Origin of the sequence: Salegentibacter flavus (assembly GCF_900115145.1) — a bacterium.
In the GTDB taxonomy this organism is placed as follows: Bacteria; Bacteroidota; Bacteroidia; order Flavobacteriales; family Flavobacteriaceae; genus Salegentibacter; species Salegentibacter flavus.
In genome coordinates this window covers 70,161-83,047 of the sequence record NZ_FOVL01000010.1, presented here as the reverse complement: position 1 = coordinate 83,047, position 12,887 = coordinate 70,161, and the positions used below count along the sequence as shown (strand labels likewise).

The window sequence follows — 12,887 nt, the reverse complement described above, 5'->3', positions numbered from 1 at the left end:
GATGAGGCTATTTCCTGGAACAGGAAAAGGCCGCGATCATCAATAAAATCAAATAAGGAAAACCTGATCTACCAAGTGTATGTCAGTGACCAGCAAGGGGGGAGAATAATCCTTAAATGGAACAACTTCTTTTGGAAGGGTTTCAAAAAGATTTAAATAAGAAAAGCTAAAGCTTGCAATAAATATCTGCTGTTGAAAATCAAGCGACTCGAAGGAATGTTTGAGTTCATCCTGCCCGTCTACCACCACTTTTTCGTTGGTACAGCAGTTATCTACAGCATTCTCCATATCCATTCCGCAGGTTTCAGCCTCAGAAAAGATAGCTTTATCTACCAAAAAGCTTCCACAGAAATGCTTGTCTACCGTGAAAGACAGGGTAGAAAATAGCACCATCAGGGCTAGTAAAACAGAACTGCTATTTTGAAAAGCTTTTTTCATCAGCTACAAAAATAGTTAAATTTTTGATATAAAGTCATTTTCAAAGATACGCACAATTTTTTCTAAAGAAATTTCAGGATTACCGGGAATTAATTTGAAATTATGGTTTTGTTCGTTTCTGAAGCCGATAATAATAAAAAGCCGGAAGTAAAATAAGGATAAACACCGGATGAATAAGGAATCTTCTCACATAAAACAGGCTCAGTACGTGGCCGCGATCAAGATTCAGTAGTAAATACGTATAGGTTGCCATACCAAACAGGAAAAAAGCGAGAAATAAAAGTGCGGCAAATTTTACAATATTTCTATCCAGGAATGCTACATAAAGAATCACCAGGGAAATTAGAGAATTCAACCAGAATCTAAAACTTAGATTAAGCAATAATTCTGGCAATTTATATTGAGGCAACTGGTCCAGCATATAATATCCACTGCGGTAAAACTCATTAATGGGGTCGTAAAAAAGATACTCCTCAAAGACGCGCACCAGCGCCAGAAAAACAACCAGCACTCCAATTATGAGTATGCGGTATCCTGGTTTCATCGTGCCTGGTTTTTAGAATAAATATAGACCCAAAGAATCCAAAGTACGAAAACTGTTCCATAGATAATGAGCGGAAATATAATGGTATGAAGAAATTCTGTATGCTGAGGATATTCGTAGATTCCTATAGAAAGGATCGCGATACGAATGATATTCATCGCATAGATAATCACCAATCCAGCAAGAAGAAAGGCCAAAGTAGTCTTTAGTCTCCCAAAAAAAGCCAGGATAAAAGCAACGAAAAGCACCATTATACTCATGGCATTACAACCTTCAACGATTTGAGCAAGATAATCCCCGTTGATCATCAATTTCATAGAAAGGTGGTATTGATGCGGTTCTATCTGGGCAGCATATCCAAAGCTGCTAATCAACATTTCGGTTTGCCGGGCGACCATATGCGTGACATAGTCGGGGTAATAGATCTCAGATCTGAAAAGGTCGAGGTACCAGTTATAGAAAAGACTTAAAATAAAATAGCTTCCCAGAAAAATGAGGATAAACCGAAGTACCGATTTGTATTTTACGAATAGTTTGAGCAAGAGTGATTAAAGGCTTTTTAACAAATTTATACAAATAAGCCACCCAGCCTGCGCAAATTTTTAAATACTTTTGCACTAAAACACATTGGTATGCCATTTCAAAAACTAAAACCCGCAGTAGAAAAGATTTTATCTAACGACGAACTTTCTGTAGATCATCGTTTGGAGCAGATTTGTGACCTGTTGAAAGAAAATATCCCGTATTATGACTGGGTAGGTTTTTATTTCAAAAACGGTGACAAGGAAGAATTAAAACTACGTGCTTTTGCAGGGGAACCCACCGACCATACCATTATTCCCTTTGGAAAAGGCATTTGCGGGCAGGTAGCCGTATCTAACGAGAATTTTGTGGTGCCTGATGTTAAAACCCAGACCAATTACATCGCTTGTAGCATTAATGTGAGAGCGGAAATTGTAGTTCCTCTGTTTTTAAATGGAGAGAACATTGGCCAGATCGACATCGATTCTCATACCGAAGATCCTTTCAATATTGAAGATGAAAGATTTTTGGAATGGGTTAATGAAAAAGTAGCGGAAGTTCTAAAGTCCCCCTCTACCTAAAGACTTCGCCTTCTAAAAACCGGTTCTTATCGCTTCTACCGGATCTAATTTAGAGGCTGAAATAGCAGGAATAATTCCAGAAATCAGTCCGATGACTGCGGCAACAATCGTCCCTAACATTAGATTCCAGAGCGATAGTACGAATTCGAAATCACCAGTGAACTGAGAGGCAATTATTGAAACCACCCATACCAGAAACAGCCCTATTAATCCGCCTATTACCGATAAAATAACTGCCTCGAAGAGGAACTGAAAAAGGATAAACCTGTTTTTAGCACCAAGGGATTTTTGAATTCCTATCAGGTTGGTACGCTCTTTCACACTTACGAACATAATGTTGGCTATCCCGAATCCTCCAACCAGCAACGAAAAGCCACTAATAATAAGGCCTATGATGTTCATCTGCCCGGTAATATTATCAATAAAATCGGCAAAGCCTTGTAATTGATTTATGAAGAAATTGTTCGTCTCTCCGGGCTTTATCGCCCTGTAATTTCGGAGTTGACCTTCAACCATAGCTACAAATTCGGCGTTATCTACCCCATCTTCAGGTTTAAGAACTATTTGAGGAAAGACCCCTTTATTGTTATCGCCATATATTCTTCTTACGAGATTAACAGGTACAAAAGCCTGGCCATCCCTGGAATTTCCGAAGAGAGAACTCCCCTGTTTTTCCAAAACGCCAATTACCTGCATCTTACGCCCATATAGTCTAACTTCCTGTCCCAAAGGGTTGGAATTTCCGAAGAGATTATTTGCTATCTCATGGCCAAGAACAATAACGGGAGAGCCACTTACCGATTCAGATTCATTAAAAAATCTGCCTTCCCTTAATTCGAAGGCTTCAATATCATAATATTCACTGGTTACCGCGCCTACATCTACATTTTCACTGGTTACATCCCGGTATTTTATTGATTCTGAAGGAACGCCAATCACATAACTTACCGCTTCGAGATCAGGTAGGCTCCTTTTCAAATGCTGATATTCATCGTAGGAGACATCGGGAAATTGCTGGCGCTTCCATTGTGGAACATCGGTAGGGCCAAAGGAAAAGCGCATAATAATTACCGTGCTGTTATCAAGGGAGCTCAAACTACCTTTAATCTCTTTTTCAAGAGAATCTACTGCAGCGAGCACGGCGATTATGGAGAAAATACCAATGGTAACCCCCAACAAAGAAAGAAAGGTGCGCAGCTTATTGTTTCTAAGCGCGTTCACAGCAAAAGTGAAACTTTCTTTTAAAAGTCTAAGATATATAAACATACAGTTAACTGCCGTATTTAAAGGAATCACAAGATAAGACGCCGGTGTTGAAAATTCGTTACAATTTTATTGATAAATAAATTCATTCGCTTTTATGTTTGTGGGTGAAATACTTACTTTTGCCACTTCATCAAACACAACACAATGAGAGACTTAAAACAAGCAACATCTGCTTTAATTTCTGTATTCAGTAAAGACGGCCTGGCTCCTATCGCCAAAAAACTCAATAAGCTGGGTATCACTATTTATTCAACCGGAGGAACCGAGAAATTCATCAAAGATCTGGGAATTGAAGTTATTCCTGTTGAAGATATTACTTCCTACCCATCTATTCTTGGAGGAAGGGTTAAAACCCTGCATCCAAAGGTTTTCGGCGGAATTTTAAACCGCCAGGACAATGAAAGTGATGTAAAAGAACTGGCTGAATACGAAATTCCGCAGCTAGACATTGTGATTGTAGATCTTTATCCGTTTGAAAGAACTGTTGTCTCCGGGGCTTCCGAAGAAGATATTATTGAAAAGATAGATATTGGAGGGATCTCGCTGATACGCGCCGCGGCTAAGAACTTTAAAGATGTGCTTTGTGTTTCTTCGGTTGAAGATTACAAAGAATTTGAAAATTTATTGAACGAAAAGAAGGGCGAAACCAGCCTTGCCGACCGTAAGAGATTTGCCGCTAAGGCTTTTAATATTTCTTCGCATTATGACACCTCCATTTTCAACTATTTCAATGCTGAAAATGAAGTAAATGTTTACAAAGAAAGCATTCAGCAAGGCACCGAACTTCGCTATGGTGAGAACCCTCACCAAAAAGGATTTTTCTTTGGAGATTTTGATGCGATGTTCAAAAAGATACACGGGAAAGAACTATCTTACAACAACCTGCTGGACGTTGATGCGGCGGTAAATCTTATGAACGAATTTAAGGGGGAAGCTCCTACTTTTGCTATTTTAAAACATAACAATGCCTGCGGCCTTGCCCAGCGCGAGACTTTGCATCAGGCTTATACCGATGCACTGGCGGGAGATCCGGTTTCTGCTTTCGGCGGAATTCTGATTAGCAATATTGAAATCGACAAGGCTACTGCTGAAGAGATTCATAAACTTTTTTGTGAAGTAGTGATCTCTCCTTCTTTTTCAGCTGAAGCTGAAGAAATTCTGAAAGGAAAGAAAAACAGAATTCTATTAATTCAGAAGGAAGTAGAGCTTCCTAAAAAACAGGTTAGAACCTGCCTGAACGGAGTTCTGGTTCAGGAGAAAGATCTTAAAACAGATGCTGCTGAAGATTTAAAGCAAGCTACCAACAATAAACCCACCGATGCGGAGTTATCTGACTTGTTATTTGCTTCCAAAATTTGCAAGCATACCAAATCAAATACCATTGTTTTGGCAAAGAACAAACAACTTTGTGCCAGCGGAACAGGCCAGACCTCACGTGTAGATGCGCTTAATCAAAGCATAGATAAGGCCCGTTCTTTTAACTTTGACCTGAGTGGAGCCGTAATGGCCAGTGACGCGTTTTTTCCTTTTCCAGACTGTGTAGAAATCGCAGGAAATGCAGGGATTACAGCGGTAATTCAGCCGGGGGGATCCATCAAAGATCAGCTTAGTATAGATTATTGCAACGAAAATGATATTGCTATGGTGGTGACGGGAACCCGCCATTTTAAACATTAATTTTATTACATTTACGAAACCTCAACACTTAACATACTATGGGATTTTTTGACTTTCTCATTGAAGAAATAGCGATAGATTTAGGAACCGCAAACACTTTGATTATCCACAACGACAAAGTTGTTGTAGATAGTCCTTCAATAGTAGCCCGCGACCGCACCACAGGAAAAATAACCGCGGTAGGGAAAGAAGCTGCAATGATGCAGGGAAAAACCCACGAAAACATAAAAACGATTCGTCCTTTAAAAGATGGAGTAATTGCAGATTTTGATGCTAGTGAGAAAATGCTCACGATGTTTATCAAAGAGATTCCTGCGCTGAAGAAAAAGATGTTCACTCCGGCGTTAAGGATGGTGATCTGTATTCCTTCAGGAATTACTGAAGTTGAGATGAGGGCGGTAAAAGAAAGCGCCGAACGTGTAAACGGAAAAGAAGTATATCTAATTCACGAACCTATGGCTGCGGCGATAGGGATTGGAGTAGACATTATGCAACCGAAAGGAAATATGATCGTAGATATAGGTGGTGGTACTACCGAGATCGCGGTTATCGCCCTTGGCGGTATTGTTTGTGATAAATCAATTAAGATTGCCGGAGATGTTTTCACCAACGATATTGTGTATTATATGCGTACCCAGCATAACCTTTATGTTGGTGAAAGAACTGCCGAAAAGATCAAGATCCAGATAGGTGCAGCCACTGAAGATCTTGAAGTTCCGCCGGAAGAAATGAGTGTACAGGGACGGGATTTACTAACCGGAAAACCAAAACAGGTAAATATTTCTTACCGCGAAATAGCCAAGGCTTTGGATAAATCTATTCTTCGTATTGAAGATGCGGTTATGGAGACTTTATCCCAAACCCCACCCGAACTTGCCGCCGATATTTACAACACCGGGATTTATCTTGCCGGTGGTGGCTCAATGTTGCGCGGACTGGACAAACGTTTATCTCAAAAAACAGATCTACCTGTTTACATCGCCGAAGACCCGCTTAGAGCTGTGGTAAGAGGAACCGGAATAACCTTAAAAACCTTGAACCGATATAAGGGAATACTGATCAAGTAGGAGAAGATAGCTTATGCAGCAAATTTTTAATTTTCTTATCCGCAATAAGAATAATATTCTGTTCTTATTCCTGCTGGCTTTATCTGTGTTTTTTACGATTCAAACTCATTCTTTTCATAAAAGCAGATTTATAAGTTCTGCCAACGCTGTAACGGGCGGGGTTTATTCCTGGACCAGTGATTTGAAAGACTATCTGTATCTGGAAGAATACAATAAGCGTTTACTTGAAGAAAACAAGGAATTGCGAAATATCCTCACCAACCTAAACGACACTATTTCAATCAAAAATTACCGTGACAGCACCTCATTTGAGGGTACATATTATTTCAGAGCTGCGCGGGTAATCAATAACAATTATGCCAAAGCAGATAATTACCTCACCATAAACCAAGGGAAGGAAAACGGTATTAATCCCGAATTTGGGGTGGTGACCAGCAAAGGGGTTATCGGCATTGTAGATCGTGTTAATAGCAGGTTTTCGAGGGTGATTTCCATCCTGCATACCGAATCCAGAATAAACGCCCAACTGAGCAAAACCAATCATTTTGGAAGTCTTATCTGGAATGGCAGAGATCCCAATCTAGTTCAGCTTATTGACGTGCCAAGACAGGCACCGGTAAAGCAAGGAGACACCATAACTACCGGGGGACGATCGCTTATTTTTCCTGAAGGTTTACCCATTGGCAGTATTGAGGATTTTGAAATGGATGAAAGCGGAAGTTATTATGAGATCAACGTACGCTTATTTAACGATATGACCAATATTGGTTTTGTATACGTTATCGAAAATGTTGACCGGGATTTAATATTATCATTAGAAACCGAAGATGAATAACAGCGCACTCGCAAATACCGCCCGGTTTATTGGTTTGATCTTACTGCAGGTCCTGATACTGAACAATATTAATTTTATGGGTTATATAAATCCATATTTGTATGTACTTTTTGTCCTCTTATATCCTTTTAACAGCAACCAGAGTTTTTTTCTAATACTTTCATTTTTTCTGGGGCTTAGTATTGATATTTTCGAGGACAGCGGCGGTATTCACGCAGCCGCCTGTTTAATAGCTGCTTTTGTACGTCCAAATCTTTTGAGATTTTCTTTTGGGGTAAGCTATGATCATCAGAATATCAGGCTTTCCGCTACTCCCTTTGGGGCGAGATTTAGTTATATTTTATTAATGGTCCTTATTCATCATTTCATCTTATTTTCTTTGGAAATGTTCAGCTTAAGTCATATAATATTGATCTTGAAAAAGACGTTATTTTCAAGTATATTCACCGTGATTCTGGTGATCTTAAGCCTAAGCCTTTTCAATAAAAAATTTAGATGAGAAAGTTACTTCTCTACATCATAATTCTAACAACCGGCCTTATTTTTCTGGCACGTGTCTTCTATCTTCAGGTAATTGACACCTCTCTTGCGCTCAGGTCTCAGGATAACGCGATAGAAATCCAATACGATTACCCCCAGCGCGGTTATATTTCCGACCGAAACGGAAAGCTTATGGTTTCCAACCAGCCTTCCTACGATGTGATGGTGATTCCGCGAAACCTGAAACCTTTCGATACCCTGGAATTTTCAGAAATCCTGAATATCACCCCGGAAGAATTAGGTAAAAGACTCGATAAAGCAAAGATTTATTCCCCGCTGCTGCCTTCTGTAATTATTCCGCAGCTAACCAAAAGCGAGTACGCTGTTCTGCAGGAAAAAATGCGAAAATATGAAGGTTTCTATATTCAGAAACGTTCTTTGAGAGATTACCAGGTAGATCACAGCGCCAATGTACTGGGATATATCGCCCAGGTGAATCCCCAAATGGTTAAAGACAATTCTTATTATATTTCTGGAGATCTCATAGGCCGTAGCGGTGTTGAAAGCGTCTATGAGGAATTATTACGGGGAGTAAAGGGCGTGAAATATATTCAGAAAGACCGTTTTAACAGAGATATTGGCCCCTATAAAGATGGAATCTATGATACCCTACCTGAAAAGGGACAGGATATAAGTATTACCCTGGATTCAAAATTACAGGAATACGGTGAAAAACTTATGCAGAATAAACGTGGAGGAATAGTAGCTCTTGAACCTTCAACAGGAGAAATACTAGCCCTGGTAACGGCTCCCAGTTACGATCCTGCCCTTCTGGTGGGACGAAAAAGATCCCCTAACTACACAAAATTATATTATGACTCCATCGCCCATCCGTTATATGACCGCGGACTTTTAGCCGAATACCCTCCCGGGTCGCCCTTTAAAGCAGTAAATGCACTTATTGCGCTTCAGGAAGAAGTAGTAACAACCGAAGACAAGTTCTACTGCAACAATGGATATACCTACGGAAGAGGACGAAGAATGGGCTGTCATGCACATAGTAGTCCCTTAAATATGGTTCCAGGAATCGCTACTTCCTGTAATGCTTATTTTGCAAATGTTTACCGTAGGGTAATCGAGAAATACCCAAGTCCGCAAGAAGGAATAGACACCTGGAAAAATCATTTGGAGAGTTTTGGCCTGGGGCAGTTTATGGGAAATGACCTGAGTACCGGCCGGCCAGGCAAAGTTCCGGATTCTGATTATTACAATAAAATATACAACTACCCTACCTATAAATGGTATTCTACCGCGACCATTTCCAACGCGATCGGCCAGGGCGAAGTGCTCATGACCCCTATTCAACTTGCCAATATGACGGCTACCATTGCCAATCGTGGCTGGTATTATACGCCACACATTTTAAAAGAAATTGAAGGTGACCCGATAAAGGAAGAAAAATTCACGGTTAAAAATCACACCACTATAGAACCAAGGCACTTTGAACCCGTAGTTGAAGGAATGCACCAGGTGTATGAAAAAGGAACGGCCCGTAGCCTTCAGATTCCAGGAATTGAGATTGCCGGAAAAACCGGAACCGCAGAGAATTTCACAAAGATAGATGGAAAACGGGTACAGCTTACCGACCACTCTATTTTTATCGCCTTTGCTCCAGTTGATAATCCTAAAATTGCCCTCGCGGTTTTTGTAGAAAACGGCTATTGGGGAAGTAGGTATGCAGGCCGGATCGCCAGCCTTATGATTGAAAATTATATTAAGGGAGAGATTACCCGAACCGATATGGAAAAGTGGATTCTTGAAAATAGTCTTGAAGATGAATATGCCAAACCTTTAAGTGGCGAACCCTTTATAATTAACCAATAAATGGCTAAAAGTATAACAGGTTACGACTGGACTACAATTCTTATTTTTTTACTTCTGGTTGGTTTTGGCTGGGCCAATATATATTCGGCTTCCCTGGGTGCGAACACAGGGAATTTTTTCGACCTGAACCAGGTTTACGGCAGGCAGGGTTTATGGATTGTGCTCAGTTTTCTAATGCTTATCATTATACTATCTATCGAACCCAAATTCTATCAGCGTTTTTCCAGTGTAATTTATGTAATTAGTCTTTTAAGTCTTGCTGGCTTATTTGTGTTTGGGAAAACCATTGCAGGCCAAACCGCCTGGTATGTCATGGGGCCCGTTAGCCTTCAACCCGCCGAATTTGCCAAAGCTGCTACGGCTCTTGCTGTTGCCAAATATGTAAGTGGAATTCAGGTTAATTTAAAGGAATTTGAGCATCAGCTAAAGGTTTTTGTAATTATAAGTTTACCGGTGTTATTGGTAATGATGCAACCCGATGCGGGAAGTGCGATGATTTATTTTGCATTTATTTTTCCACTTTATCGAGAGGGTTTACATTTTGCCTATTTACTACTGGGCTTTTTCGCAGCCATCCTATTTGTTGCCACCCTGGCCTTTGGAATTCCCTGGGTTATTGGGGGAATCGTTGTAATTGGGATCCTAATGTTTCTGAAAAATCGTAAAAGGAGACCTAATATCCTCAAATATTTATTCTTTATGGCAGTAGCCATGATTTTTTCCCTTTCAGTGAATTATGTATTTGAAAATGTATTTAAACAACATCACCGCGACCGGTTCAATATTGTACTGGGAAGAGAGGTGGATTCCCGGGGAATAGGTTACAACACTAACCAAAGCGAAATTGCCATAGGTAGTGGAGGTTGGTTGGGAAAAGGCTGGACGGAAGGCACACAAACCAAAGGCCATTTTGTTCCCGAACAACATACCGATTATATCTTCAGCACTGTAGGAGAGGAATGGGGTTTCCTTGGAAGTAGTTTTGTAATAATCCTTTTCATATTACTCCTGCTCAGGCTGCTTTACCTCGCCGAAAGACAACGCTCACAGTTTAACCGTGTATATGGCTATAGCGTGATAGGAATAATTTTTATGCACTTCCTGGTCAATATAGGAATGGTTATAGGCATCTTTCCCACCGTAGGAATACCTCTGCCATTTTTTAGTTATGGTGGCTCCGGCCTTTGGGCATTTACCATTTTACTGTTTATCTTCATTAAACTGGATGCCGAAAGGATCTCCTATATTTAATCACAACGTTCTGCAAGAAGCAACAATGCAGCTACCAACAAAATTATAACGGGATAAATATATTTTCGTTTCATCATAATTCAAAATTAAAAATGCCCCGGAATTTCCGGGGCATTTATTTTTCAATAGCCAATAGTTAATTATTAATCCTGGCCACTTTATTTCTTTTTACATCACTAACCTTGAGCTCAGAAAGAACATTCAGAGCCTCTTCGATGTAAATATCCTTGCTTAGGTTGGTATGCCATCTGTCCCTTTTCTCTCTTAAGATAGTGTCACTTACAAAGAGCTCTTTTTCATAAGGAAGAGATGTATAAGTAAGATCTGAAGCATATTCTTTTAATGAATCGAAACGTTTGGCTACCTGTTTGTTTTCCGCAGCATTTCTACTGTATTCAGTGTAATTAAGGGAGTGAACATTATTATCGCTTTGAGTTTTAATCCATCTGGCATTTTCCTCAATGAGTTTTAACTGTTTGTTTTCATCCATTCTTTGTTTGCTCCTTTCAATGGTTTCCTCAAGGTCCACATATCCATCCCAGATTTCATAATCGGCGGCATCGATCTTATCCCAGGGCAAGGGATTTTCCATATCCTTCTCGCCAATATCTACAAAACTGTAACGGTCTGGAACCACAACATCACTTTTAACTCCTTCCAACTGGGTAGAACCTCCATTAACTCTATAGAATTTTTGAGTGGTCAATTTAAGAGCTCCTAAATCGCCATACTCATTATTTCTTAACCAACGGTTAAGGTCTATAACGTTTTGGACGGTACCTTTTCCATAGGTTTGTTTACTGCCTATAATAACGGCTCTCTTATAATCCTGCATGGCCGCAGCCAATATCTCTGAGGCCGAGGCAGAAAGTTCATTCACAAGAATAACAAGGGGACCATCCCACAAAACAGACGGATCTTTATCCTTTAAAATTTCCTTTTTCTGTCCACTTGATTTAACCTGAACAATTGGGCCCTTTTCAATAAACAATCCTGCGATATCAACCACTGTTTTAAGTGAGCCTCCACCATTATTTCTCAAATCCAACACAAGGCCGTCCATACCTTCTTTTTTAAGGCGAACAATATCTTTTTCTATATCTGAAGCAGCATTCCTTTCAGCGTAATTTTCCATATCGAAATAAAACTTCGGCAGGTTAATTACTCCGAAATTTTCACCTTCTTTCTTAACCATGGAAGTTTTGGCATAGGTTTCTTCAATTTCAACCACATCCCGGGTAAGGGTGATATTCTCTATGGTTCCAAGTAATTTCTTTCTAACGGTTAAAGTAACCTTAGAATCTTTTGGACCCTTTATAAGTTTAACCGCATCGTCAAGGCGCATTCCTACAATGCTCACAGCTTCATCTTCATCTTCCTGTTTCACTTTAAGGATCACATCACCTTCGCTCAATTCGTCACTTCTCCAGGCTGGACCTCCTGAGATCACTTCCATAATGGTAATATTGTCACTCTTTTTCTGAAGTCTTGCCCCAATTCCTTCCAGTTTACCAGACATTGCCATGTCGAACCTATCTTTATCCTGTGGGGCAAAATAAAATGTATGAGGGTCAAATTCCTCTACGATCGCATTTATATATACTGAAAAATAATCTTTCCGTTCAAGGTCATCAGTAAAATCGTAGTACTCCTCCAGCGAAGTAAGGGTTACTTCCCGGGCTTCTTTTTCAAGTTCCTGATCAGATTTTATCGAGTATTCAGGGTCGTTTTTCTTCTTTTGCTCTTCCTCTTCTTTTTTATCGTGAAAAGTGATAAGCGTAGAAAACTTAAGTTGTTTTCTCCATCTTTCTTTCATTTCCTTCTTTGAATCTACATAGTCCAGGTCCTCAAAACTTGTGTTAAGTTCTTCTTCCTTTTCAAAATCAAAAGGGGTAGACAGAATTTCCATATAAATTTCCCGTGATTCATCAGAACGCTTCATCAAACGCTGGTAAGTAAGATCAAAAAAGCTGATATCTTTGGACTTAATGTAGTCATCGATAAGTTCTTCATATTCGTTGAATTCCTCTATATCGCTGGCATAGAAAAACCGCTTAGACCCGTCAAGGTTTCTAAGGTAGTCTTTATAAACTCCTTTCGAGAATTCATCGTTAACATCTTTAGCGTCATAATGTCCCTGATTAAGCACATAGGTTATAAGGTCTATTAAAACTTTATCTTTATTGGGGTCATCAAAACTTTTCGTAGTAAAACTACAGGAAGCAACTGCCATTAACAGCAGTACTACAAGAATTTTAGGGTTCCTTTTCATAAATCGCATAATTTTCATCATAATGGCTTACCAAAATACATTAAAAATTGTGCCAACACTCGGCATAGAC

12 protein-coding genes are annotated in these 12,887 nt (G+C 39.7%); 7 read left to right on the top strand and 5 right to left on the bottom strand.

Features of this window, described 5'->3' with window-relative positions; translation table 11 throughout:
- Positions 1-48 precede the first annotated feature (48 nt).
- The 3 genes from BM266_RS09345 to xrtF all read right to left on the bottom strand — a co-directional run bounded on the left by BM266_RS09345 (position 49) and on the right by xrtF (position 1,524).
- Entirely contained in the window at positions 49-438 is a 390-nt protein-coding gene (locus tag BM266_RS09345) for an HYC_CC_PP family protein (protein ID WP_093408746.1), read from the bottom strand.
- 100 nt (positions 439-538) lie between these two features.
- A complete protein-coding gene (locus BM266_RS09340) occupies positions 539-982 on the bottom strand; it encodes an exosortase F system-associated membrane protein (RefSeq protein WP_093408744.1) in 444 nt (147 codons plus the stop codon).
- On the bottom strand, positions 979-1,524 hold the full coding sequence (gene xrtF, locus BM266_RS09335) for an exosortase family protein XrtF (protein WP_093408741.1): 546 nt from the start codon (positions 1,522-1,524) through the stop codon (positions 979-981). The genes BM266_RS09340 and xrtF overlap by 4 nt, the downstream gene beginning before the upstream one ends.
- 90 nt (positions 1,525-1,614) lie before the next feature.
- Between xrtF and BM266_RS09330 the strand changes: the two genes are divergently transcribed.
- Positions 1,615-2,085 carry a GAF domain-containing protein gene (locus BM266_RS09330; protein WP_093408739.1) on the top strand — a complete coding sequence of 157 codons (471 nt, stop codon included), beginning with the start codon at positions 1,615-1,617 and terminating at the stop codon, positions 2,083-2,085.
- Between the two features lie 12 nt (positions 2,086-2,097).
- Here the strand turns inward: BM266_RS09330 and BM266_RS09325 are convergent, their stop codons facing one another.
- Positions 2,098-3,351 carry an ABC transporter permease gene (locus BM266_RS09325; RefSeq protein WP_093408736.1) on the bottom strand — a complete coding sequence of 418 codons (1,254 nt, stop codon included), beginning with the start codon at positions 3,349-3,351 and terminating at the stop codon, positions 2,098-2,100.
- 144 nt (positions 3,352-3,495) lie between these two features.
- Between BM266_RS09325 and purH the strand changes: the two genes are divergently transcribed.
- From purH to rodA, 6 genes are read left to right on the top strand one after another with little or no spacing between them, the layout of a single operon-like run.
- Complete coding sequence (purH, locus tag BM266_RS09320) at positions 3,496-5,028, top strand: bifunctional phosphoribosylaminoimidazolecarboxamide formyltransferase/IMP cyclohydrolase (RefSeq protein WP_093408734.1); 1,533 nt, start codon at positions 3,496-3,498, stop codon at positions 5,026-5,028.
- Positions 5,029-5,066: 38 nt separating this feature from the next.
- Positions 5,067-6,095 (top strand): rod shape-determining protein, encoded by a 1,029-nt coding sequence (locus tag BM266_RS09315; RefSeq protein WP_093408731.1) that lies wholly within the window; start codon positions 5,067-5,069, stop codon positions 6,093-6,095.
- Between the two features lie 13 nt (positions 6,096-6,108).
- Positions 6,109-6,930, top strand: coding sequence for a rod shape-determining protein MreC (mreC, locus tag BM266_RS09310; RefSeq protein ID WP_093408729.1), 822 nt, complete (start codon positions 6,109-6,111; stop codon positions 6,928-6,930).
- The gene (locus tag BM266_RS09305) at positions 6,923-7,429 is read left to right on the top strand and encodes a rod shape-determining protein MreD (protein ID WP_093408726.1); all 507 of its coding nucleotides are present in this window, start codon (positions 6,923-6,925) and stop codon (positions 7,427-7,429) included. The genes mreC and BM266_RS09305 overlap by 8 nt, the downstream gene beginning before the upstream one ends.
- The gene (mrdA, locus tag BM266_RS09300; RefSeq protein WP_093408724.1) at positions 7,426-9,294 is read left to right on the top strand and encodes a penicillin-binding protein 2; all 1,869 of its coding nucleotides are present in this window, start codon (positions 7,426-7,428) and stop codon (positions 9,292-9,294) included. The genes BM266_RS09305 and mrdA overlap by 4 nt, the downstream gene beginning before the upstream one ends.
- Entirely contained in the window at positions 9,295-10,545 is a 1,251-nt protein-coding gene (gene rodA / locus BM266_RS09295) for a rod shape-determining protein RodA (RefSeq protein ID WP_093408721.1), read from the top strand.
- A 136-nt stretch (positions 10,546-10,681) separates the two neighbouring features.
- Here rodA and BM266_RS09290 read toward each other — a convergent pair whose 3' ends face one another.
- Positions 10,682-12,817: a carboxy terminal-processing peptidase gene (locus tag BM266_RS09290; protein ID WP_093408844.1), complete on the bottom strand. Its 2,136-nt coding sequence runs from the start codon at positions 12,815-12,817 to the stop codon at positions 10,682-10,684.
- Between the last annotated feature and the right edge of the window lie 70 nt (positions 12,818-12,887).